The 23460-nt window shown below is 59.5% G+C and carries 23 protein-coding genes, 1 tRNA gene and 1 pseudogene; 12 read left to right on the top strand and 13 right to left on the bottom strand.

Translation table 11 applies throughout. From position 1 onward, the window contains the following. Nucleotides 1-97: 97 nt before the first annotated feature. Nucleotides 98-931 carry a hypothetical protein gene (locus tag NJC38_RS26660; protein ID WP_253117869.1) on the bottom strand — a complete coding sequence of 278 codons (834 nt, stop codon included), beginning with the start codon at nt 929-931 and terminating at the stop codon, nt 98-100. 374 nt (nt 932-1305) lie between these two features. On the opposite strand from NJC38_RS26660, the pseudogene NJC38_RS29180 reads away from it, so the two are divergent. Further along, nucleotides 1306-1413: pseudogene (locus NJC38_RS29180) on the top strand (hypothetical protein); the annotation flags it as partial. A 27-nt stretch (nt 1414-1440) separates the two neighbouring features. On the opposite strand, the gene NJC38_RS26655 reads toward NJC38_RS29180, so the two are convergent. The 10 genes from NJC38_RS26655 to NJC38_RS26605 all read right to left on the bottom strand — a co-directional run bounded on the left by NJC38_RS26655 (nt 1441) and on the right by NJC38_RS26605 (nt 10512). Further along, entirely contained in the window at nt 1441-1932 is a 492-nt protein-coding gene (locus NJC38_RS26655) for a hypothetical protein (protein ID WP_253117868.1), read from the bottom strand. 75 nt (nt 1933-2007) lie between these two features. Then, nucleotides 2008-4212 carry a hypothetical protein gene (locus NJC38_RS26650; protein WP_253117867.1) on the bottom strand — a complete coding sequence of 735 codons (2205 nt, stop codon included), beginning with the start codon at nt 4210-4212 and terminating at the stop codon, nt 2008-2010. Nucleotides 4213-4224: 12 nt separating this feature from the next. Then, entirely contained in the window at nt 4225-4944 is a 720-nt protein-coding gene (locus NJC38_RS26645) for a hypothetical protein (protein WP_253117866.1), read from the bottom strand. Next, nucleotides 4941-5348: a type II secretion system protein gene (locus NJC38_RS26640; RefSeq protein ID WP_253117865.1), complete on the bottom strand. Its 408-nt coding sequence runs from the start codon at nt 5346-5348 to the stop codon at nt 4941-4943. The genes NJC38_RS26645 and NJC38_RS26640 overlap by 4 nt, the downstream gene beginning before the upstream one ends. Continuing rightward, entirely contained in the window at nt 5332-5802 is a 471-nt protein-coding gene (locus NJC38_RS26635) for a type II secretion system protein (RefSeq protein WP_253117864.1), read from the bottom strand. Before NJC38_RS26635 ends, NJC38_RS26640 begins: the two co-directional genes overlap by 17 nt. Further along, nucleotides 5799-6254 (bottom strand): type IV pilin protein, encoded by a 456-nt coding sequence (locus NJC38_RS26630; RefSeq protein WP_290447413.1) that lies wholly within the window; start codon nt 6252-6254, stop codon nt 5799-5801. Before NJC38_RS26630 ends, NJC38_RS26635 begins: the two co-directional genes overlap by 4 nt. Nucleotides 6255-6752: 498 nt before the next feature. Next, nucleotides 6753-6828 (bottom strand) — tRNA-Phe (locus NJC38_RS26620). Between the two features lie 98 nt (nt 6829-6926). Beyond that, a complete protein-coding gene (locus NJC38_RS26615) occupies nt 6927-7199 on the bottom strand; it encodes an oxidative damage protection protein (protein WP_045484547.1) in 273 nt (90 codons plus the stop codon). Continuing rightward, nucleotides 7196-8263: an A/G-specific adenine glycosylase gene (gene mutY, locus NJC38_RS26610; protein ID WP_253117876.1), complete on the bottom strand. Its 1068-nt coding sequence runs from the start codon at nt 8261-8263 to the stop codon at nt 7196-7198. The genes NJC38_RS26615 and mutY overlap by 4 nt, the downstream gene beginning before the upstream one ends. 14 nt (nt 8264-8277) lie before the next feature. Continuing rightward, entirely contained in the window at nt 8278-10512 is a 2235-nt protein-coding gene (locus NJC38_RS26605; protein WP_253117863.1) for an AsmA family protein, read from the bottom strand. A gap of 440 nt (nt 10513-10952) precedes the next feature. Between NJC38_RS26605 and NJC38_RS26600 the strand changes: the two genes are divergently transcribed. Continuing rightward, the gene (locus tag NJC38_RS26600; RefSeq protein ID WP_045484538.1) at nt 10953-12614 is read left to right on the top strand and encodes an OFA family MFS transporter; all 1662 of its coding nucleotides are present in this window, start codon (nt 10953-10955) and stop codon (nt 12612-12614) included. A 78-nt stretch (nt 12615-12692) separates the two neighbouring features. Here NJC38_RS26600 and NJC38_RS26595 read toward each other — a convergent pair whose 3' ends face one another. Both NJC38_RS26595 and NJC38_RS26590 read right to left on the bottom strand, forming a co-directional pair. After that, on the bottom strand, nt 12693-14318 hold the full coding sequence (locus NJC38_RS26595) for a methyl-accepting chemotaxis protein (RefSeq protein ID WP_253117875.1): 1626 nt from the start codon (nt 14316-14318) through the stop codon (nt 12693-12695). A 268-nt stretch (nt 14319-14586) separates the two neighbouring features. Beyond that, entirely contained in the window at nt 14587-15933 is a 1347-nt protein-coding gene (locus tag NJC38_RS26590; protein ID WP_253117862.1) for an amino acid permease, read from the bottom strand. Nucleotides 15934-16121: 188 nt separating this feature from the next. On the opposite strand from NJC38_RS26590, the gene NJC38_RS26585 reads away from it, so the two are divergent. The 10 genes from NJC38_RS26585 (at nt 16122) to NJC38_RS26540 (ending at nt 23378) form a co-directional block, all read left to right on the top strand. Next, nucleotides 16122-16613 (top strand): Lrp/AsnC family transcriptional regulator, encoded by a 492-nt coding sequence (locus NJC38_RS26585; protein WP_231906377.1) that lies wholly within the window; start codon nt 16122-16124, stop codon nt 16611-16613. A gap of 183 nt (nt 16614-16796) precedes the next feature. Continuing rightward, nucleotides 16797-17420 (top strand): YitT family protein, encoded by a 624-nt coding sequence (locus NJC38_RS26580; protein WP_045484533.1) that lies wholly within the window; start codon nt 16797-16799, stop codon nt 17418-17420. A 28-nt stretch (nt 17421-17448) separates the two neighbouring features. After that, complete coding sequence (locus tag NJC38_RS26575) at nt 17449-18645, top strand: amino acid aminotransferase (RefSeq protein WP_253117861.1); 1197 nt, start codon at nt 17449-17451, stop codon at nt 18643-18645. Between the two features lie 141 nt (nt 18646-18786). After that, complete coding sequence (locus tag NJC38_RS26570) at nt 18787-19176, top strand: VOC family protein (protein ID WP_253117860.1); 390 nt, start codon at nt 18787-18789, stop codon at nt 19174-19176. A 129-nt stretch (nt 19177-19305) separates the two neighbouring features. Continuing rightward, the gene (hisB, locus tag NJC38_RS26565; RefSeq protein WP_253117859.1) at nt 19306-19899 is read left to right on the top strand and encodes an imidazoleglycerol-phosphate dehydratase HisB; all 594 of its coding nucleotides are present in this window, start codon (nt 19306-19308) and stop codon (nt 19897-19899) included. Beyond that, nucleotides 19899-20537: an imidazole glycerol phosphate synthase subunit HisH gene (gene hisH, locus NJC38_RS26560; protein WP_045484524.1), complete on the top strand. Its 639-nt coding sequence runs from the start codon at nt 19899-19901 to the stop codon at nt 20535-20537. Before hisB ends, hisH begins: the two co-directional genes overlap by 1 nt. 4 nt (nt 20538-20541) lie before the next feature. Then, nucleotides 20542-20802: a DUF2164 domain-containing protein gene (locus NJC38_RS26555; protein ID WP_045484522.1), complete on the top strand. Its 261-nt coding sequence runs from the start codon at nt 20542-20544 to the stop codon at nt 20800-20802. Nucleotides 20803-20893: 91 nt separating this feature from the next. Further along, nucleotides 20894-21631, top strand: coding sequence for a 1-(5-phosphoribosyl)-5-[(5-phosphoribosylamino)methylideneamino]imidazole-4-carboxamide isomerase (hisA, locus tag NJC38_RS26550; protein ID WP_045484518.1), 738 nt, complete (start codon nt 20894-20896; stop codon nt 21629-21631). Between the two features lie 117 nt (nt 21632-21748). Beyond that, nucleotides 21749-22519 (top strand): imidazole glycerol phosphate synthase subunit HisF, encoded by a 771-nt coding sequence (hisF, locus tag NJC38_RS26545; protein ID WP_045484515.1) that lies wholly within the window; start codon nt 21749-21751, stop codon nt 22517-22519. Between the two features lie 100 nt (nt 22520-22619). After that, nucleotides 22620-23378, top strand: a complete 759-nt coding sequence (locus NJC38_RS26540) for an ABC transporter substrate-binding protein (protein WP_253117858.1) — start codon at nt 22620-22622, stop codon at nt 23376-23378. Nucleotides 23379-23460 lie beyond the last annotated feature (82 nt).

Here is a 23460-nt window from a genome sequence, read left to right as displayed (position 1 = left end):
GAGCGGCTTTAGCCGCGAACATTAGCCGCAACAAGGTTGTATTGTTCGCTGCTGAAGCAGCTCCTACAGCAGCTCCTAAAGCAGCTCCTGTGGTTTCTCAGGGCGCCGGTGATATAGCCAGAAAGCGCTCTGTGGCGCGTATCAGGTCCTGCGCGAACTGTTCTGTAGTCATACGCGCCTCTGCATCGGTCTCGTCGAGATCTTCTGACCATTCCCAGTAACCTATCAGCATACTGGCCATCTCTTCGGCCACGCCTTCTTCATCCAGCGGTTCTCCGAACTCGTCCTCAAGCATCAATAGCGGGCTTTGCAGTAGTTTAAAGAGCAGTTCTTCCTGGCTGATGGCTTCGGCTTGCATGAGCTCCAGGTAGGCCTCGATAAGCGTTCTGTCGATGATCGAATCCATGTAATCGTCTACCTCTTGCGCGGCGTCTTGCTCATCGGAGTTGAGGTAGGGAGCCAGGACGCGACTCAATGCTGAGTCGAACTCGTAGGCCTTCATGCGTTGCTCTACGGCATCCTCGTCCAGGCCTTCCGACCAGTTCCAATACAACGCCATCACCTGGAACAGTTTGCCGTCCAGAAGGTTCTGCACCGGGTGCGGCTCGGACAGCGGGCCGTCCACAACCAGATAGATCATGTCTTCCAGATCCGTCGCCTCTGCCGCCTGCATGTCCTCGAAAAGCTCACGCACAGGGCGGGGCAGTTGATCGTCAGGTTGGTGGCTTTCGATAAGCATGAGCAGCGACTGGTTCAACATGCGTATCACCTCCTGTGTCTTGTCTTCAGCGTTGCGCTCGAAGTAGAGATGATTGTCTGGCCAGTCATCACTGGGAGCTGCCGGGGTGTCGCTGTTACGCTGGATGCGTAACTGCTTGGCTTTGGCCTTGGCGCGTTTGGCGCGCTTCTGTTGTTTGGATGACGAAGACATGCAGAGACCTCCGGTGCAGTTAAGAGCAGTGAGGGAGTCTAAGCGCTTACAAGGACGATGAGCGTCATGACTGACAAGTGATTCGAGAAGGCTGTCTCATATCCAGCGCAGGGGTTCTTCATTTCCGAGACGATTGAGCACTTTTCTCAAGTCCCGCTTGAATGCTGCGCTGTCGATGAGTTTCAACGCATCCTGCTCGTCTATCCCTTGGGAGCATAACCAATAACGCGATAGCTGGACCGCGAACCAGCTCTGGGCAATGTTTTTGATTCCTGTGCCTTCCATTTCGGCGACCGGACCGAGAATGAATGTTCGCAGTAGCTCTTTCGGGTTGATGGCTTCTGCTTGCCGGAGCTCATGGGCGTTAAAGGGAATGGACTTGTTGTGGGTGCGGTGTCACTCACGGCCGCGACGTCAACGCCGCAAAAAACATTCTCGCGCTCGGGCATGAGCGTCCAATTGTGGGAATCCCCGCCCTTTAGGGCGGGGAGGATGTCAAAAGTAGAGCCTCAACGCCCGCGGCGTTGGCTTTCGTTGCGCATCACCAGCAGGTCCGAAGCCTTCTGGTAGGCAGCCTGGAATGTCGGTGTGCCGATCCATTCCAGCGCGGTGTCTTCGTCTTCGTTATGGAAAATCGCGCGATAGGTGATCAGCAGGCCCATCATGAAGTCGGTGGCTTCTTCGTCGTTCTGCTCGGCCAATACCAGTTCCAGCACCGGGTATTGCAGGAATACTGCGCACAGCGCGATCTGACTGATGGCCTCGGCCTGATGCATGGTTTCGAACAGGTCTTCGTAATCGGCCGGGTCGAAGCCATTCTCGACCAGGTCCTGGAAGTCAAAGGTGCTCAGGTCGATTTTCACGTCATCGAACGGCTGATCGACCAACGGCGAATCGAACAGCGAATGCACCGACGTCTTCGGCTTCTGGCCGGAGCGATTCTGCTTGGCCTTGAGTTTTGCGCGTTGGGCGCGCTTTTGCTGCTTGTCTGAGGAGGCCATGAAGGTGTCCTTGGGTGTCGGTGTGGCGTGGGCCGCCATTGAAACGCAGACGGCGGTAAAACCCAAGTGCGATGTCTACAGAGGGCGTACCCATTTAACGGTTGTGGTGCCCGACCCGCCTGTTCCGCCTGTCGTACTGCCAGAGCCTGTGGTGGTGCCGACGATGCTCTGGTCACTGCTCATGTTGGATACGTCCACCGCGATACCGCCCGCACCGATGGTGGTAGCGGTCACGCCGTTGTTGCCGGTAGACAGCCCGCCTTTGATGTTGGTGGTCGCGCCAGAGGCATTAACCAGGCCACCGAGAATCACGTTGCCCCAGATCGTCCAGCCGTTGGTGTACAGCGCACGTTCGGCCTCGACCGCGATATTGCCGATGGGCATGCCGGTGCGCAGGGTGCCGGTCGAGTCGGTCCAGGTCGCCAGGGCCGTGGTGCTCTTGCACAGGTTGGTCGCATAGAAGGCGCCGCCACAGGTGAAGCTGGCGCCGGAAAAGTTCGGCGCGTAAATCGGTGCGTTGGACGAACTGGTCAAGGTCACGTCACCGGTGCTGAGAAAGGTATTGCTGAAGCGGGCCATTTGCACGCCGTCGAGGGTCACGTTGCCCTGAAACCAGGCGACGCCGGGCGGGAATGCCATGATGCCGTTGAATACCCAGCCGTTGCTGGGCGTAGCATTCTTGCCGCAGGTGTTGTTGCCACCACTGTTGTAGTACCAGTTACAGATCAGAAAGTCTGCCCCACCGATACGCTGCAAGTCGGTGGTGGTCAAGTTGTATGGGCCAGGATCGACGGCGGTGCCATTGGCCCTTTTGACGTTCTGTATCCTCAGCATCGGCGTGTTGCCATCGAAATAGAACACGTAGTTGGCCTGGTCACGCAGGGTCGAGACATCGACCGGCCTGAGGGTCAGGTCGCAGAACGGCACGCCGGGCAAGCCGGGAGAGGAATTGGGCACTGCGACGCTAAGGTTCGCAATTGTGCCAGTGTACGGAGTGCCGTTGGTATTAAGCAGCATGCCAGATATGCGACTGGCATTAGTGAACGTCGGTGTTCGCTCGAAAACCGAAAGATTACCGCCGCCTTGGAGTTGGCCGACCGTAGCAGTAAGAATCGAGACATTGCCATGCGCTTTGAGCAGTGAATAGGTGGCATCCCAGCCGCTGAAGTTGATGTTGTTAGCCCAAAAAGTGCCGACGGTAGAGGTCTTGAAGGCTACTTCACCACCATACACTGCGGTGTATGTCATGGTGATCGTGGCCGGCAAGGTGCCTGTGCCAGAGATTCTTTTGGCGGCCCCTGTTGCGGTCGTAGTGATGGTGTTGCCAGACAGACTGATCTTGCTCAGGTCCAGTGCATACACCGTGGCTGGTGAGCCGCTGAGAGTGATCAGTGAGGTACCTTCCATGACCGGTGTAATGGTTCTATCGGCATCGGCATTAACAACACCGCCGACTAGCGCCGTACCGATCTTGCTGCCTCCGGACATGACATTGGCCGTGAAGGCGCCGGCCTTGATGGAAATGTAGCTGCCGCCATCCTGGGTAATGTTGATGTTCTTGGCGCCCAGCGTCAGGTTATTGGGCGGGCTGGCCGAATTCATGCTGAAGGTGCCTTCAGTGCGCAGGATCGCGTTGTCGGCGACCCCGCCGCCGGACAGTTCGATACCGGCCTTGGCGCAACCGGACACTGACGCTCTGGCACCGTTGGTGATTCGCAGCGTGCCATTGAGGTTGATGTAAGCCAGATAGGGGCCGTTGACGATCGACAGCGAGCCACCGCTGTAATTGAGGTCGCCGTTGAAGGTCAGGGCATTGCCCAGGGTCTGCCCGGCCGGGCTGGCGCCCGCGCCTTTCTCGTATACCGCTTGCAAGGTTGAGGTGGCTTTGGCGCGCTGGCTGCTGACGTTGCTGTAGCCGGTGATGTTGGCCGTGAACAGGGTTTTGCCGTTCGCGGTTTCCTTGCACACGATGGTCGCAGCAATGGCCGGTGTAGCAAACAATCTGGTGCGGGGGGTGGTGGTATCGGTACAGGCAGGTACGTCAGGTGTGTTGCCCTCCAGATGTTTGCGCACCACTTCTATTCCTTCCCAGGCGCGTGACTCAGCCGGGACGCTGGCGTGGCTGGCCATTTGTTGCTCTCCCGCGCCTTGGATGCTGTACATCATGCCCACCGTGGCCGCCGTCAGGGCGACGCCGGTGAGGGTCATGATTAGCGTTGTGGCCATGCCGCGTTGTCGCTTGAGGGGGGGCATGACGGGTAGCAGGCGTGAATGGTTCATGGTGCAATCCTGCTACGGGTTTTTGGGCGGGGCGGGAAGGTTGGGAAGGCAGACTTCACTGGTGCTTTGTATGGCGCTCCCGGTGGAGTCTTTGGCGCTGATCGATGCCGTCATGATGACCTTTAAACGATCTGGAAGTGTTGACTCAGAGTATTTTCCATAAGGCCAGCACTTGGACGACTCTGTCTTGAAAAAACCAGATGGCTGAACGTTTCCATAGTTGTTGTCATCAGACGGCTGTTCGGGGGCTTTAACTAAAATAGTGCTTGACCATGTTAGTGTTCGCCAGTCGCTGTGAATGTCGGTGCAAGTGCCGGCACTTTTCAGATGCAGCAACTGCCCGCCCTGAACCATTAGTCCTGCACAATTAGCAACATTTGCTGGCGAGGCCGACGTTTTGGATGCCCACAGCAAAGCATTACCTTTATTCGCATTGGGTGGATCGTAGGGGGTTTCTGACGTGATCGTGCCGCCTGTCAGTTTTGCATCCTTGAGCAGTACGATGCTGTTGGAGATGGGGAGATCCATCCCAAACCCCGCATTACGCATCTCAAGTTGCGCAGTCAGAAGCCCTGCGCTTACCTGGCCGTCCTGCTGCGCATCCTGAATCGAGCGCACCGAGATGCCGACCATGTTCTTGTACAGCGCAAGCATCGCCAGGATGCTGATCAGCGACAGCGTCATGCCAATCATCAAGCTGATCAGGTTGAAGCCGCGCTGAGGGCGTTTCACGTTTCGTCACCAACCCGAATTACACCGCCAAAAAGGCTGTTGTCGTCGCTTCGCGTTGTCAGAACCACTGTCTTGAAGGTGGGAATGGAAACACCGTTCACGGTTATGCCGCTTGTTGCGGTGCAGCTCGCATCTAGCATTATTGTGGCGGTTTGCATTGGCACACTTATCTTCGCCTGTATGGTGCTGGGAGGGCACAGTGCCTGACCGTGCAGGCTAATCAAATCCCGCATCTGGCTTACCGCAATGTTCTGCACCTTCATGTCGCGCTGGGCCACGGCGGCACGGGAGGTGGCGTAGGTCATACCCAGGCCGATGATCGACATCAGCACGATGCCGATCAACGATTCCAGCAGGATGTCGCCACGTTGCCGGTGGCGTGCGGGCTTAAATGATCTCGACATTGACTGACGCTTCGCTGCCAACCGTTACGTTGATGGTGCTGGTCGTGCACGAGTTGCTGCCAGTGACCGGCAGGCCCCGGCTGTTGAACGCGATGCAGGTGATATTGGTTCCGCCGTTCTGCAGGGCTGCGGAGCCGGGCAGGTTGGCTTGCCAGAGAATGTTGTCGGTGGCTGCGCAGTTGATGCTGGCCAGGTCGGCGACGCTGAACAGCTTGAGTGTCTGGCCAGAGCTGCACAGCGCGGCGGCTGGTGCATTGCTTTGGGCCGCGCCGGGGTTACGCAGGGCAGTGGCCTTGGCGCGGCTGATGCCTTGCTTGAGCAGGTTGGCCGCTTCTTGTTGCCTGGCGCTGTCGGTCCAGGATTTGGTCAGTTGCGAGCCCATGGTGATCAGAAAACTGAAAATCGCCAACGTGATCATCAGCTCGATCAGGGTAAAGCCACGGCTGCGGTTCATTGCCAGCCGCCGTTGTAGCCGGTGCAGCTGGCGATGGCACGCACGTTGTCCTGGGTCAGGGTGATGCTGCAGCCGTTGACTTTGCCGCTGCTACCCAGCGCTTCAAGCTTGTAGGTGCTGGCGGTGGCGGTGACGATCTTGTAGATGAACCCGTCCTGGCTAGGCTGCCAGCCCGACACGGAGCACGTGGTCGTGCCGGTGGCGGCCACGCAGCGTGACTCGGCAGTGGTGCTGGCGGTGTTGGTCGGGTACTTGAGCTGCTTCTGGTAGAAGTTCTCCATCACCAGGCTCAGTGCGGCGAGATCGGACTGCGCGCCCTTGATCTTGCTCTTGGTCACGTAGCTCTCGTAGGAGGGGATGGCGATGGCTGCCAGGATGCCGACCACAGCCACGGTCACCAACAATTCGACGAGGGTAAAACCGCTTTGTTTATTGCAGGCTGTAGCACGCATATCGAACATCGCAAAAGAAGAAAGTATTAATACGATACTACTATGCCAGCACCTGCCCCGGAAACAGCCGGTTGGCCGCTGGTAGCCCATTTTTGGCGGTTTGTCGGGTTTTTACCCGGCGTGTCATTACTTTGACTGGGAGTCGAAAAACAGGCGCTGGTGGCGAGTCCGGTAAGGGCGGTGAATATATAAAGAACGGGATGTTTCAATCGTATGAAATTGAAAGTTCAATATATTGATTTCACTCATGATTAGCGCGCGGGTGGTTTTTTTCCTACCGATGTTTGAGGGTTGCCTGGTTTGATCCTTGGCGCGCATTTAGAGCCGGTTGCGGTTGTCTTCGCGCCCGTTCGGCAAACCGGCTGCCTGTTACCGTTCGTCGGGATGCCAGTGGGTCGAACGCAACGCTGTAAAAGGCATTTTCTGCAGGCAATAAAAAACCCGCACTGAGCGGGTTTTTTACTGATCGGGTGATGCGTGCACCACCTGATTTGAAGATGGTGCCCAGAGACGGAATCGAACCGCCGACACGGGGATTTTCAATCCCCTGCTCTACCGACTGAGCTATCTGGGCTACGGGGCGCATTAAAAGCGTTTTCCGGAGATGCGTCAACTTTTTTTTAGAAAAAACTGAATATTTTTCGATGCTTACGTGTTTTGTTCAAAAAATGATCAGTTTTCCGGCGCGACGTAGCCTTCAGCCTTGGCGTAGTCCTCACCCGAGAAGTATTTGTCCATTTCGGTCTGCAGGAATTTGCGGTCCTCGGCGTTCATCATGTTCAGCCGACGCTCGTTGATCAGCAGGGTCTGGTGCTTCTGCCAGTCGGCCCAGGCTTGCTGCGAGACATTATTGAAGATGTCTTCGCCTTTGGCACCCGGGTACGGCGGGCGCTCCAGGCCTGGCAGTTGTTCTTTGTATTTGCGGCACATTACGGTGCGGGTCATGAGGACTCTCCTGCATTCAATACGTCGGCTGCGTGTTTGAGCAGCTTCTTCACCGGGGCGGCAAGGCCCAGGCGCGGCGGGGTGGCGAGGTTATACCAGAGCCAGTCGGCCTCGGCCACGTGGCTGGCCGGCGTCTGGACCCTGACCAGCCAGGGTTCGATGCTGAGCTGGAAATGGCTGAACGTATGCAGCACGCCTGGCAGCTCGTGGTGGCTGCCCAGCTCCAGCGCGTGCTGGCTGGCCAGGTGTTGCAGGTCATCGAAGGCGTCCAGCTCTGGCAGGCTCCACAAGCCGCCCCAGAGTCCGGTAGACGGGCGGCGGTAAAGCAGAATCTCGCCCTGGGCGTTGGCCAGCAACGGCATCAGAGTGCGTTTTTGCGGGATGCTCTTGCGTGGCTTGGGCACCGGGTAGCGGGTTTCCAGGCCCAGCAGGTGCGCTTCACAACTGCGCTCCAGCGGGCACAACAGGCAGCTGGGCTTGCTGCGCGTACACAAGGTCGCGCCGAGGTCCATCATCGCCTGGGTGTAGTGGTTGACGCGGGCATGCGGGGTAAAGCGCTCGGCAACCGCCCATAGCTGGCGCGCCACGGCCGGTTCACCGGGGTAGCCTTCCTGCGCCACATAACGCGCCAGCACGCGCTTGACGTTGCCGTCGAGGATCGGCGCACGAATGCCCATACTGATGCTGGCGATGGCCCCGGCGGTGGACAGGCCGATGCCAGGCAGTTCGGTGAGCTGCTCGACACTGCGCGGAAACTCGCCGCCGTGCTCGGTCATGATTATCTTCGCGGTCTTCTGCAGGTTGCGCGCGCGGGTGTAGTAGCCCAGCCCGGTCCACAGGTGCAGCACTTCGTCTTCGGCTGCTTCAGCCAGGTCCTGCACGGTGGGCAGGGCGGTCATGAACCGGTCGAAGTAGTTGAGCACCGTGCTGACCTGGGTCTGCTGCAGCATGATTTCCGAAACCCATACCCGGTAAGGGTTGATGTCCTGCTGCCAGGGCAGATCGTGGCGGCCATGGACATCGAACCAGTCCAGCACCGCCTGAGAGAACTGCTCAGGCGCCAGGGCGTGTACAGCATTCATCGTTTGAACAGCCCCTTCAGAGCGTCTTTGAGTTCAGGGCTGACTTTGTCGCCCAGTTTTTCTTCGATCTTTTCATCGAGCTTGTTGCGCACTTCATTGGCCGCAAGCTTGGCGGCGACCTGGCCGATGCCTTCCTTGTCGACCCGGCACGCCTTGGCACCCAACTCCAGCGGGCCACGGCAATGTACCGGCCACTCGATGCCGACATAGCGCTCGTTGACCTGGCAGGCCGGGTCGGGCATTTCGCCCTTGTCGCCTTCGATGATGATGCCGACGCGATAATCCATGCCCAGCACGCGCAGGTCGACATCGCCTTTACCGTTGAGGGTCAGGCCGGGGATCTGCGCCTTGAGGTCCGGGTTGCTGGCGACCCCGTTACGCACGGCAAGGCTGCCGCTCAGTTGCCGGAACGGGGTGTCCTTGCCGCGTGGCTCGCCGGTCAGCGGCTTGCGGTTGAGCAGCGCAATGCCCTGGCAGAGTTGCTGTTCGAGGTTGGCATTGACCAGCACGCCATTGTTGACGACGAAGCTGGCGGTGCCGTTAAGGCTGTCGATCAGCGCTTTCTCACTGTTGCCCTTGCCGCTCAGATCGCTGTTGAGGATCAACTGGCCGCGCACGGGCGGGGTCTGGCCCTGGCTATTGAGCACGCGTTCGACCGGCACCTTGTTGACCCGGGTCTGCACGCTGGCGGTCGGGATGTCCTGGCGGGCATCAAGGTTGCCCTTGATCTCGAAGTCGCCGTTGTACAAACCGCCGCGCAGGCTGTCGACGCGGATCACGCCGCCGGCGGCCTGGGTCTTGAGCGCGGCATTGTCGATCGGCAGCTTGTTGACGATCAGTTTGCCGAAACTCAGCTCGGCTTCGACGTCGAGACTGCGCAGGCGCTCCAGTGGCAACAGCTTTTCGGTGCTCCAGGCGGTCTTGGTCGGCGGCTCGGGCAGTGGGGTGGTGCCCGCGCCGGCGATGGCTGTGGCTTCGCTGTTCTGTACTTCGGACTTGCGCGCCGCCTTGGCGCCTTTTTCGGTCTCGGTTTCGGCCGGGCGATAGCGGTCGGCGTCGAAGCTGTCGGCCTTCAGTTGCAGGCGCAGCGCCTGTTTGCTGAAGTCTTCTATGGCCACGCGACCGCTGAAGGTGCTGTCGTCGACTTTGAGGTTCAGCTCATCGAGCACCAGGCTGGTCGGCGTGCCGCTCAGGCGGGTGACCAGCTCGACCTTGCTCAGGCTGCCTTCGGCCATGACCGGCAGTGGCTGGCCGATACCGTCCATGAAGGTGCGCAGGTTGAATTGCGCCACCGACAGGCCGCCGCTGAGCTGCGGGGTCTTGTCCAGATCGCGGGCGCGCAGTTCGCCCAGCGCGCGCAGTTGATTGGTGGTGATTTTCAGGCTGTTCCATTCGGCCACATTGGCCGCCAGGTCAGCCAGCAACTGGCCTTGAGCAACAAAGGTGACGGTCTTGCCTTGCAGCGGCTCGCCGGCCAGTTCACCGGACAGGCGCATGTCTTCGAATTGGTAGCGCTGCAGGGCCCGATCCAGGCGCAGGTTGCCGGTCAGTTCGGTGCGGGCGCGCAATGCAGGCTGGTTGCCGCTGAGGAACGCGGTGAGCTTCAGGCTGATGTCGCTGCCCTCACGAACCGGGCCGGTGCTCAGCTGGATGCTTTCGGCGGTATAGGTCTGGTTCTTCGCTTCATCGGTATACAGCACGCGGGCATTGTTGACGGTCAGGCTGTCGATATCCAGCTTGACGGGCCTGGACGGTTTTTGCGCAGTGTCTTGTGCTGGCGGAGTGCTCTCGCCGGCCGGGGCGGTTGGCGTGGTGCTGGCCGGGGTCGCCGGTTTACCGATGTCCTCCCAGTTGCCATGGCCGTTCTTGTCACGGTTGAGGGTCAGGTTCAGGCCTTCGACGCGAACATCGCTCATCTGCACTTCGCGCCGGATCAGCGGCAGCACCCTGACCGACAGGCCAAGCATCTGCAGGTCGGCAAACGGTTGGTCTGGCGCATTGAGGGTTGCGACCCGGGCGTCGTGCAATTCCAGGCCCAGCCAGGGGAACAGGCTCCAGCCGATATCGCCGTTGAGGGTCAGCTCGACATTGGCCTTCTCGCGGGCCAGTTGGCGGATTTCGTCTTTGTAGTCGTTGGGATCAAACAGATGGGTCAAGGCAAAGCCGAGAGCCACGATGATCAGCAACAACCCGAGAATAAACAGTCCCAGGATTTTGCCGAACGCTTTCATGGGCGGGTCCTTGTGGTCGGTCGCTCGAAATGGGTCAGTGAGTATACCGTTGTCGTCAGGCTGTCGGGCGCACAAGCCGGCAGGATGGCGGTCGGCCTGCCGGCTGGTCGCCGATTGGGTCGGGTAAAATGCACGAAGCAACAGACTTTGTATGACAACTAAGCGCCCTGATTTATTGATCTATGGGACATGTTTTTATGATCGGTTAGATCTATTGCATCATAGAAAAAGCTTATTGAGAAAAGTCGAAAAAAACCTGTAACAAAACACTAACTGCCTCTTGTAAGTGCTACTCTTGCGCCATCGCTGATCAGGTGCGGCTTTTTGCCACATAACCGTAACCTATTGAATATAAAAGCTCCGGGCTTTCGTTCATGGAAGACTGAGGGTGGGTCGGCGTTAAAAGTCCTGCGAGCATTGCATACATTGGGGTTAATACAATGAGTACAAGCACAGCGTTGGGTGGCCAATCTGCCCAGCCTGCGTTCTTGTCCAAAGAACGCATTATTGCCAAGCCGGGTTTCAACCGCTGGCTCGTTCCGCCCGCCGCTCTGGCCATCCACCTGTGTATTGGTATGGCTTACGGCTTCTCGGTGTTCTGGTTGCCGTTGTCCAAGGCTGTTGGTATCACCGCTCCTGTCGCCTGCACACCGGACATGGGTTTCTTCGCGCAGATGTTCGCGTCGAGCTGTGACTGGCAGATCTCCATGCTGGGCTGGATCTACACGCTGTTCTTCATTTTCCTGGGCTGTTCGGCAGCTATCTGGGGTGGCTGGCTGGAGCACGCAGGTCCTCGCAAGGCCGGTGTTGTTTCGGCACTGTGCTGGTGTGGCGGTCTGCTGATTTCCGCGCTGGGTATTTATACCCACCAGATCTGGCTGATGTGGCTGGGTTCCGGAGTCATCGGCGGTATCGGTCTGGGCCTGGGTTATATCTCTCCGGTGTCGACCCTGATCAAATGGTTCCCGGACAAGCGCGGCATGGCTACCGGCATGGCGATCATGGGCTTCGGTGGCGGCGCGATGGTGGGTGCACCGCTGGCCACTGCACTGATGAGCCACTTCGCCAGCGCTGACGGCGTAGGTGTATGGCAGAGCTTCGCGGTCATGGCGGTGATCTACTTCGTGTTCATGATGGGTGGCGCTCTGGGCTACCGCGTACCGCCAACCGGCTGGAAGCCTGAAGGCTGGACCGCGCCTGCCAAGAAAGCCAGCAACGCGATGATCACTGACCGCCACGTGCATGTCAGTGTGGCCTGGAAAACCCCGCAGTTCCGTCTGGTCTGGCTGGTGCTGTGCCTGAACGTTTCGGCTGGTATCGGCATCCTGGGCATGGCATCGCCGCTGCTGCAGGAAGTGTTCGCCGGCAAGCTGCTGGGCAATGACCTGACCTTCAGCGAACTGAATGCTGACCAGCTCAAGGCCATCGCGGCGATCGCCGCCGGCTTCACCGGTCTGCTGAGCCTGTTCAACATCGGTGGCCGGTTCTTCTGGGCCTCGTGCTCGGACTACCTGGGCCGTAAAGCCACCTACTTCATCTTCTTCGCGCTGGGCTTCGTGTTGTACGCCTCGGTGCCAACGCTGGGTCACTGGGGCAGCATCGCGCTGTTCGTGGCGGCCTTCTGTGTGGTGCTGTCGATGTACGGCGGCGGCTTTGCCACTGTGCCGGCTTACCTGGCCGACCTGTTCGGTACCCAGATGGTCGGTGCGATCCACGGTCGTCTGCTGACCGCCTGGGCGGCAGCCGGTGTGCTGGGTCCGGTACTGGTCAACTACCTGCGTGAGTACCAGCTCAGCCACGGTGTGGCGCGGGCCGATGCCTATGACATCACGCTGTACATCCTTGCCGGTCTGTTGGTGCTGGGCTTTATCTGCAACCTGATGATCCGTCCGGTGGCCGACAAGTACTTCATGACCGACGCCGAACTGGCCGCAGAGCGCGCCATCGGTCACGACAAGAGCAGCGAAGGCACTACCGTGCTGGAATGGAAAGCCGCTGCCGGTACCACGCCGTTTGTGATCGCGGCCTGGCTGGCCGTGGGCATCCCGCTGGCGTGGGGTGTGTGGGTGACCCTGCAGAAAACAGCGGTACTGTTTAATTGATGCAGCGCTAACGGGAAAAACCGTCAGTCGCCTCCCAAGCCCGCTGTGACCTTGTCGCAGCGGGCTTTTTATCGGGTGTTAGAACACGAAAGCGCTGACTACCTTATTCAAGCCGAGTGCCGACTTCGAGACCTCGACGCTGGCCGTTGCTGTCTGGTTGGCACCGGCGGCGGTCTGGATCGACAGGTCGCGGATGCTGGTCAGGTTTTGGTCGATTTCCCGTGCCACTTGGGCCTGCTCTTCGGCGGCTGTGGCAATGAGTGTGTTGCGTTCATTGATAACCGTGATGGCTTCTGCAATCTGTTCAAGCGATTGATTGGCATGTTGTGCGACCTCCGTGGAATTGCCGGCCATGTTCTGGCTCTGTTCCATGGCTTGCACCGCCTGTACCGAATCGACCTGCATGGCGCTGATCATCTGCTCGATTTCCTGGGTCGACTGCTGGGTACGATGGGCCAGCGCACGAACTTCATCGGCGACCACTGCAAATCCCCGGCCCTGCTCGCCAGCGCGTGCAGCTTCGATGGCTGCGTTGAGGGCCAGCAGGTTGGTCTGCTCGGCAATCGCACGGATGACCTCGACCACCTTACTGATGTCCTGGGCGCGCGAAGAGAGAGCCTGCATCTGTTCGGTGGTGGATTTGACACTACCGGTCAGTGCCTGGATGGCTGTCAGGGTCCGGGCTACGTTGTCCAGACCGGTGCCTGCCAGTGCTTGGGTACGGCGCGATGCTTCGGCGGCTTCTGAGGCGTTACGTGCCACCTCATCCACGGCAGCGCTCATTTGCGTTACGGCCGTGGCCGCCAGGTTCACTTCATCGTTCTGGCGCACCAGGGCACGGCTCGACTCTTCAGTAACCGCCGACATCTGCTCAGAGGCCGAAGCCAGTTGCGTGGAGTTGTCGGAAATATGCATCAGTGTTTCACGCAGGTTGCCCTGCATCTGTACCAGGGCGTTGAGCATGTGCGTTGCTTCGTCCTGACCCTCAACGGTGATTTTTGCCGACAAGTCTTTCCGGGCAATCCGCTGGGCGATCTGCAGGGCTTCGCTCATCGGCGCGGTAATACTGCGTACCAGCATCAATGCCAGGAATATGGTAGCAATCAGAGCGATCGCAATAAGGCTGTAAACCAGAAGCAGACCGGTCTGGTATGCCTCGGTTGCGTGTTCGCCAGCCGCTTGGGCTCCTGCTTCATTCAACTCGCGCAGGCTGGCGATGTTCTCTTGCAGTTTGTCGGAGACGGGTCTGATCGAGGTGGAGATCATATTGACTGCAGTTGCACTGTCGCCACTTCGCAGCAGCTGGTCAAACTGGTCCAGCAGCTTGCCGTAGGCTTCGGTGCTGGCCTGCACGTTCTGATACCGCTGGCGATCCTCGGTATTGGCGACAAGCCTTTCATAGTTGTTAACGCTTTGCACAAAGGTCTTGCGATAACCGGCAAGCGAATCCAGGGTCTGTTGGCGAACTTGCGGGTCTGTACTCATGGCCGCTCGCAAAGACTCAAGGCGCAGCCGCAAGGCGCTGCTGTCCATCAACCCGGTCTGGCGAATGCTCGCCATCCAGTTGTTTTCGACATCTTGTTCAGTGTCACGCAGCTTGCCCATCTGAACCACGGCTACTGTTCCCAGAAACAAGAGAATCAGAACAATGAACGAGAAAATAAGCGCCGCCCTTGGGGCAATGTTGAGTCTTCGCAAAGTCACCATGATGAACTCTTTTCTTGGGAGGAGGTGGTAACTCGGCTATCGGCATCGCTTTTGGGCGCTGTAGCATTTTGTTGCATTTTGCGCGGTCAAGCGCGTTGTTCATTGACGCAGATCAATTAGTAGAGGGGCTTGGTTTGAATTGGCAGGCCGCGCAGGTGTCAGCGCATGCTCGTTCGGAGGGGGCGCCGGGCTTATGTGGCCCGGCCCCCTGACGCGACAGTCATGACGCAGGCCAGGCCTGCCGACAAGGGTTAAGGCGTTTTGCTCAGGCCCTGTTCTGCTTGCGTTTGAGCCTGTAGGCCGCGATCAGCAAGGCGAGCCAGAACGGCATGATGACCACCGAACTGCTGATGCCTGGCGTCAGGTACATGATCACCAGGATGCCGAGCAGAAATGCCAGGCACAGATAGTTGGTGAACGGGTAGCCAATGCTCTGGAATTGAGTGACCTGGCCGGCCTCACGCTTGGCGGCGCGAAATTTCAGGTGGGTGATGGTAATCAGCACCCAGTTGATCACCAGCGAGGCGACCACCAGGGCCATCAGCAACTTGAAGGCTTCGCCGGGCATCAGGTAGTTGATCAGTACGCACAGGCCGGTGGCTGTGGCCGACACGGCCAGCGAGTTGACCGGCACGCCACGGGCGTTGACCTTGAGCATCGCCTTGGGCGCGTTGCCCTGCGCAGCAAGGCCGAACATCATGCGGCTGTTGCTGTACACGCAACTGTTGTAGACCGACAGCGCGGCGGTGAGCACCACGATATTGAGCACGGTGGCGACGATGTTGCTGTCCAGGTCATGGAAAATCAGCACGAACGGGCTGCCGCCGGTGACGACCTTTTCCCACGGGTAGAGGCTCAGCAGAATGGTCAGCGCGCCTACATAGAAAATCAGGATGCGGTAGATCACCTGGTTGGTGGCCTTGGGAATGCTGCGCTTGGGGTCTTGGGCTTCGGCGGCGGTGATGCCGATCAGTTCCAGACCGCCGAACGAAAACATGATGAAGGCCATTGCCATCAGCAGGCCTTTGACTCCGTTGGGGAAGAAGCCGCCGTTCTGCCACAGGTTGCTGATTGAGGCTTGCGGGCCGCCGTTGCCGCTGGCCAGCAGAATGGCGCCGAACACGATCATGCCGATGATCGCGGCCACCTTGATGATCGAGAACCAGAATTCTGTCTCACCGTAGGTTTTCACGCTGCTCAGGTTCAGCAGGTTGATGATCACGAAGAACGCTGCCGCCGACATCCAGGTCGGAATCTCTGGCCACCAGTACTGGACGTACAGGCCCACGGCAGTGAGTTCTGCCATGCCTACCAGCACATAGAGCACCCAGTAGTTCCAGCCCGACATAAAACCGGCCAGCGGCCCCCAGTAGGTGTTGGCAAAGTGGCTGAAGGTCCCGGCCACCGACTCTTCGACGGCCATTTCGCCGAGCTGGCGCATGATGAAGAAGGCAATCAGGCCGGCGATGGCGTAGCCGAGGATGACCGACGGGCCGGCCATGCTGACGGTATGGGCGACGCCCAGAAACAGCCCGGTACCGATGGCACCGCCCAGGGCGATCAGCTGGATGTGCCTGTTTTTCAGGCCGCGGTGCAGCGTTGCTTGGGTCATTGGATTTTCCATAGCAATGAATGACAAATGGCCCGCTTGCAGCCGGGCTCTTGTAAGGCGCTGACACAGCAAATGCGGTGCCATTTTTCAGGGGCGTGATTCTGCACTCTGAGCGGGTTCGCGGATAGGTCATTTAAGCTGATAGGCTGCGCGGCCTGGAAACATTTAAAGCCTGGGCGATTACCACAATGAAAATGAATGAAATCGACGACTTTGATCTGAAAATCCTTACGCTCTTGCAAGCCAATGGCCGCCTGACCAATCAGGAGTTGAGCGATCTGGTCGGCTTGTCCGCTTCGCAATGCTCACGGCGCCGTATCAGCCTGGAGCAGAGCCTGTTGATTCAGGGCTATCACGCCCGCATTGCCCCGCAGGCCATGGGCCGCGAGGTACTGGCGATGATCGAGGTGCGCCTGACCAGCCACCGCACCGAGCATCGCGAACAATTTCACTCATTGGTGACGACCCTTGATTCGATCATCGATGCCTACAAAACCACCGGCGATGCGGACTACACCCTCAAGGTCGCGGTCGACAATCTGGACAGCCTCAATCGCCTGATGGAGCTGATCACCGCCAGCGATGCGGTGGCGCATATCAAGACCGCAGTAGTGCTGGAGCGCCTGAAGGAAAACAGCGAGGTCACCGCGCTGGTCGGGGGCAAGACTGCGCTGTGTTGATGCATGAAAATCAATTTTGCGCGTAATTAGTGCATTGATTATTTGTTTTGTGTCTTGTTTGTGCGTTTATCGTTATTTATTCGCGCAAAATTGATGTTGTGGATAGTATTGGCGCTCATTGTGTGAGGCGCGCGCTGTGTGGCGTACGTCCTTATGAGCCCCGATCCTGCCCGAGCGACACCCATGACCACGACCGTTGCCGCCGCCAAACCTGTCGATACCCGCCACTCGCTCCAGGAAGACATCTTTGCGATTGTTATCGCGACCGCGATGATTTCCTTCGCCGTCATGCTGCTGCGTCAGGCAGGGGTGATGACTGGCGGCACGGCGGGCATTGCGCTGTACCTGCATTACGCCTGGGCCTTACCGTTCGGTGCTGCCTTCTTCATGCTCAATCTGCCGTTCTATTATCTGGCGTTGCGGCGCATGGGGCGGGTGTTCACCCTCAAGACCTTTTGTGCGGTAGGGCTGGTGTCGTACTTCTCTGATCGCCACGGCCTGTTTATCCACATTGATCAGTTGCAGCCGTTCTATGCCGCGCTGGTGGGCAATGTGATGTTGGGCGTCGGGTTCCTGGTGTTGTTCCGTCACAAGGCCAGTCTGGGTGGTGTTAACATCCTGGCCCTGTATGTTCAGGACCGGTATGGCTTCAAGGCTGGCTGGTTGCAGATGGGCGTGGACATCAGCGTGCTGATCGCGTCCCTGGCGTTTATCAGTCTGCCGGTGCTGGGCGTTTCGGTGCTGGGCGCCATACTGCTGAACTTCATCATTGCGCAGAACCACCGGGCCGACCGTTACTCGGCCTGATTTCCCTTACTTTCAGGAGTTTGTCCGCATGTTTGCCCACGTGGAGTCGTACGCCGGTGACCCGATCCTTTCCTTGATGGAAACCTTTGGCAAGGATCCGCGCACTGACAAGGTCAATCTGAGTATTGGCCTCTACTATGACGCCGTGGGCCACATTCCACGCCTGGACACCGCCGTCCGCGCCCAGCACCAGATTGATGCCGGTGAGCAGAGCGCTTGCGTATACCTGCCGATGGAGGGCCTGGCACCTTATCGTCAGGCGATTCAGAACCTGCTGTTCGGCGCCGAGAACCCGCTGCTCAAGGCTGGCCGTGTGGCGACCATCCAGACCGTGGGCGGCTCGGGCGCGCTGAAGGTCGGCGCGGACTTCCTGAAATACGCCTTCCCGGACTCTCAGGTGTGGGTCAGCGACCCGACCTGGGAAAACCACATTGCGCTGTTCGGCGGTGCGGGCTTCAAGGTCAACAGCTACCCGTACTTCGACAAACGTACCGGCGGGGTCGATTTCGCGGCCATGCTCGGCGCGCTGCAAGGCCTGCCGGCGCGCAGCATCGTGCTGCTGCACCCGTGCTGTCATAACCCGACCGGCGCCGACCTGACGCCCGCGCAGTGGGATCAGGTGGTTGAGGTGGTCAAAGGCCGCGAACTGATCGCGTTCCTCGACATTGCTTATCAGGGCTTTGGCAAAGGCATGGAGCAGGATGCCTACGCGATCCGCACCATGGCCGAGGCGGGCGCCACCACCATCGTCAGTAACTCGTTCTCGAAAATTTTCTCGCTGTATGGCGAGCGGGTCGGCGGCTTGTCGATCGTCTGCGAAAGCGCCGAACTGGCCGAGCGGGTGCTGGGCCAGTTGAAAGCCACCGTACGCCGCAACTACTCCAGCCCGCCGGTGCATGGCGCGCAGATCGTGGCGCGGGTACTCAATAGCCCGGCGCTGCGTGCCGACTGGCTGGCCGAAGTCGAGGCCATGCGCGTGCGCATCATCGAAATGCGCCAGCGTCTGGTAGAGGTGCTGGCGCAGAAGGCGCCGCAACAGGACTTCAGCTTCATCCTGGAGCAGAGCGGCATGTTCAGCTATACCGGCCTGAGCGCCGAACAGGTCGATGAACTGCGCGACAAACATGGCGTTTACCTGATCCGCAGCGGCCGGATGTGCCTGGCCGGCCTGAACGACAGCAACGTCGACAAAGTCGCCGACGCCATCGCCAGCCTGTTCGCGTAAGCATTGCGGCCCGGCGCCTGGCCTCGCCCGTAGGAGCTGCTTCAGCAGCGAAAGGGCTCGCTGCTAAAGCAGCTCCTACGGGGTGTCGTTGCCGATGTCGCGGATACGAATACCATTGCATCCAGACAAGGAGTCCAGCGCATGAAATTCGGCTACACCATCATTTACGTCCCCGACGTTGCCGCGTCCCTGGCGTTCTTCAACCAGGCGTTCGGCCTGGCAACCCGCTTTGTCCATGAGTCCGGCACCTACGGCGAGCTGGAAACCGGTGCAACCGCGCTGGCCTTTGCTGCCGATGAACTGGCGCAATCAAATTTCAGCACCGGTCACGTTGCCGCGCACAGTTCCAGCAAACCGCTGGGCATGGAAATCGCGCTGGTCACCGACGATGTTGCGGCGGCTCACGCGCGTGCCTTGCAGGCCGGTGCAACCGAACTGGCCAGCCCGCAGACCAAGCCCTGGGGGCAAACGGTGTCGTATGTGCGCTGCCCGGACGGCACGCTGGTAGAGCTTTGTTCGCCGATCGGTTGAGCGGTTTCAGGCAGTTCTGAGCAGCCTGGTCGCTATCATCTTGCCTTCTCGTCGCCTCTTTACTTCATGCCGGGCGCTTCTGCGCCTATAATGCTCGCCTTTTTCGCTACTGATTTTGCGGAGCTGGTGATGGCCGAACGTAAGGCATCCGTCGAGCGCGATACTCTGGAAACCCAGATCAAGGTCTCGATCAACCTGGATGGCACCGGAAAGGCCCGATTCGATATCGGGGTTCCCTTCCTTGAGCACATGCTTGACCAGATCGCCCGGCACGGGCTGATCGACCTGGATATCGAGTGCAAGGGCGACCTGGACATCGACGACCACCATACCGTGGAGGACGTCGGCATCACCTTGGGTCAGGCGTTTGCCAAGGCCATTGGTGACAAGAAAGGCATTCGTCGCTATGGCCATGCCTATGTGCCGCTGGACGAAGCGCTGTCGCGGGTGGTCATCGACTTCTCCGGCCGCCCCGGCCTGCAGATGCACGTGCCCTACACCCGTGCGGTGGTCGGCCGGTTCGATGTCGACCTGTTTCAGGAATTCTTCCAGGGCTTCGTCAACCATGCGTTGGTCAGCCTGCACATCGACAACCTGCGTGGCACCAATACCCACCACCAGATCGAAACCGTGTTCAAGGCCTTCGGCCGCGCACTGCGCATGGCTGTCGAGCTCGATGAGCGTATGGCCGGGCAGATGCCTTCCACCAAGGGGGTGCTCTGATGCAGACCGTTGCGGTCATCGACTACGGCATGGGCAACCTGCACTCGGTTGCCAAGGCGCTTGAGCACGTCGGCGCCGGCAAGGTGCTGATCAGCAGCGACGCCAAGGTCATCCGTGAAGCCGACCGCGTGGTGTTTCCCGGTGTCGGCGCGATCCGCGACTGCATGGCCGAGATCCGCCGGCTGGGTTTTGACAGCCTGGTGCAGGAAGTCAGCAAGGACCGCCCGTTTCTGGGGATCTGCGTCGGCATGCAGGCATTGCTCGATCGCAGTGAAGAAAACGACGGCGTTGACTGCATCGGCATGTTTCCCGGCCAGGTCAGGTTCTTCGGCAAGGATCTGAGCGAAGGCGGCGAACACCTCAAGGTGCCGCACATGGGCTGGAACGAAGTCAGCCAGAGTGTCGACCACCCGCTGTGGCACGACATTCCGGATCTGGCCCGCTTCTACTTCGTACACAGCTACTTCATCGAAGCCGGCAAACCCGGTCAGGTGGTGGGCCGTGGTCATTACGGCGTGGACTTCGCCGCAGCACTGGCCGACGGTTCGCGCTTCGCCGTGCAGTTCCACCCCGAGAAGAGCCATACCCACGGCCTGCAACTGCTGCAGAACTTCGTGGCCTGGGACGGGCGCTGGTAAGACCATGAGCCGCTCCAGAACCCGCGCGCCGATTCTCAAGCTGACTCCGGAACAGGAGCAGGAAGCGACCCACAAGCTCAAGCGCCTGTTCGCCGAGCGCTTCGAGCTGGAGCTGGGCACCTTTGAGGTGGCCGAGGTACTGGAGCTGTTCGGGCGCGAGATCGCCCCGTACTACTACAACCGGGCGATTTTCGATGCCCAGCAGTTGCTCAAGGAACGCTTCGAAGCCGTTGAAAGCGACCTGTGGGCACTGGAAAAAGATTAACGATCGTGATGACCCTGTAGGAGCGGCTTCAGCCGCGAAACAGACACTGCGATTCGCGGCTAAAGCCGCTCCTACGACAAAGGAAAAAAGCATGCTCATTATTCCTGCAATCGACCTCAAAGACGGTGCCTGTGTCCGCTTGCGCCAGGGCCGTATGGAAGATTCCACGGTGTTCTCCGACGATCCGGTGAGCATGGCGGCCAAGTGGGTCGACGGTGGCTGCCGCCGCCTGCACCTGGTTGACCTCAACGGCGCGTTCGAAGGCCAGCCGGTCAATGGTGAGGTGGTTACCGCCATCGCCAAGCGTTATCCACAGCTGCCGATCCAGATCGGCGGCGGTATTCGCTCGCTGGAAACCATCGAGCACTACGTCAAGGCCGGTGTGAGCTACGTGATCATTGGCACCAAGGCGGTCAAGCAGCCCGAGTTCGTGGCTGAAGCCTGCCGCGCGTTCCCTGGCAAAGTGATTGTCGGTCTGGACGCCAAAGACGGCTTCGTCGCCACCGACGGCTGGGCTGAAGTCAGCACCGTACAGGTCATCGACCTGGCCAAGCGCTTCGAAGCCGATGGTGTGTCGGCCATCGTCTACACCGACATCGCCAAAGACGGCATGATGCAGGGCTGCAACGTACCTTTCACCGCCGCACTGGCCCAGGCCACGCGAATTCCGGTGATCGCTTCGGGCGGCATCCACAACCTGGGCGACATCCAGGCCCTGCTGGACGCCAAAACCCCCGGCATCATCGGCGCCATCACCGGCCGGGCGATCTACGAAGGCACCCTCGACGTCGCCGAGGCCCAGGCCTTCTGCGATAACTACGGCAACTGACAGACCCGGTAGGAGCCGCTTTAGCTGCGAAGCAGGCTGGCCAGGTCGTGGCTATTCATGACCATTCGCGGCCTTCGCGGCTAAAGCCGCTCCTACGAGAATCGGAGATCAGACCCAATGGCTCTAGCCAAACGCATCATCCCTTGCCTGGACGTCGACAACGGTCGGGTGGTCAAGGGTGTGAAATTCGAGAATATCCGCGATGCGGGTGACCCGGTGGAAATCGCCCGGCGTTACAACGAGCAGGGCGCGGACGAAATCACCTTTCTGGACATCACGGCCAGCGTCGATGGCCGTGATACCACGCTGCACACTGTCGAGCGCATGGCCAGCCAGGTGTTCATTCCGCTGACCGTCGGCGGTGGTGTACGCACGGTTCAGGACATCCGTAACCTGCTCAACGCCGGTGCCGACAAGGTGTCGATCAACACGGCAGCGGTCTTCAACCCCGAGTTCGTCGGTGAAGCGGCCGATCGTTTCGGTTCGCAGTGCATCGTCGTTGCCATCGACGCCAAGAAGGTGAGCGGGCCGGGCGAAGCGCCGCGCTGGGAGATCTTCACCCATGGCGGGCGCAAGCCGACCGGGCTGGATGCGGTCCAGTGGGCGAAGAAAATGGAAGATCTGGGCGCCGGAGAAATCCTGCTGACCAGCATGGACCAGGACGGCATGAAGAACGGCTTCGACCTGGGTGTCACCCGCGCCATCAGCGATGCGCTGGGTATTCCGGTGATCGCCTCAGGCGGCGTCGGCAACCTTGAGCATCTGGCTGCCGGTGTACTGGAAGGCCACGCCAGTGCGGTACTGGCGGCGAGCATCTTCCACTTCGGTGAATACACGGTTCCCGAAGCCAAGGCCTACATGGCTGCACGGGGCATCGTGGTGCGCTGAAACGATTTTCTGCCGGGATGTATCAAAAGTAGTCATCCCGGTAGACAGTCCACCCGCTTCACGGCACTCTGCATCGGTCGTCTTGTTCGAGTCCCGGAATATGTTCAAGGGTCTTCTGCTTGTACTGATTGGCCTCATCCCGTTTCTCAGCCCGCTGGTGTCTGGCAGCGAAGCGGCAGTGCGCAAGATCGTCCTGCTGACCGAGAACTACCCGCCGTACAACATGGCCCTGGATGGCAAGAACTTCGCTCAGGGCGACAATCTCGACGGCATCGCCGTGCAGGTGATGCGCGAAACCTTCAAGCGTGCCGGTGTCGAGTACAACCTGACCCTGCGCTTTCCCTGGGAACGGGTCTACAAGCTGGCGCTGGAAAAGCCTGGCTATGCGGTGTTCTCCACCGTCCGCACCCCGGAACGCGAGCCCCTGTTCAAATGGGTTGGGCCGATCTCGACGGTCCAATGGGTCCTGCTGGCCCGTGGCGACAGCCCGATTGTCTCGCTCACCGGCCTGGAACAGGCAAAAAGCTACCGGATCGGCGCCTACAAAGGCGATGCGGTGGCCGAGCATCTGTTGCTCAAAGGCTTTGATCCGGTATTGATGCTGCGCGACCAGGACAACCCGCGCCGGCTGGTCAGCGGCCAGATCGACCTGTGGGCCACCGCCGACCCGACCGGCCGCTGGCTGGCGCGTCAGGACGGCATCACCGGCCTCAAGAGCGTACTGCGCTTCAACAGGGCCGAGCTGTACCTGGCCTTGAATAAAGACACCCCGCAGCCGATCGTCGAGCGGCTGCAAAAAGCCCTCGACCAGATTCGCCGTGAAGGGCTGATCGACAAGATCACCGATCAGTATTTGTAGGCGCCCTCTCAGAGGGTGTTTACAAAATAGGCGAACGAAGGCAAGACAAGGCGAAATCGGGCGAAAAAGCGCAGTGTACATA

This window comes from Pseudomonas sp. 21LCFQ010 (genome assembly GCF_024129905.1).
Taxonomy (GTDB): domain Bacteria; phylum Pseudomonadota; class Gammaproteobacteria; order Pseudomonadales; family Pseudomonadaceae; genus Aquipseudomonas.
The sequence above is the reverse complement of the archived record's forward strand: the minus strand, read 5'-3'. Positions and strand labels throughout refer to the sequence as shown.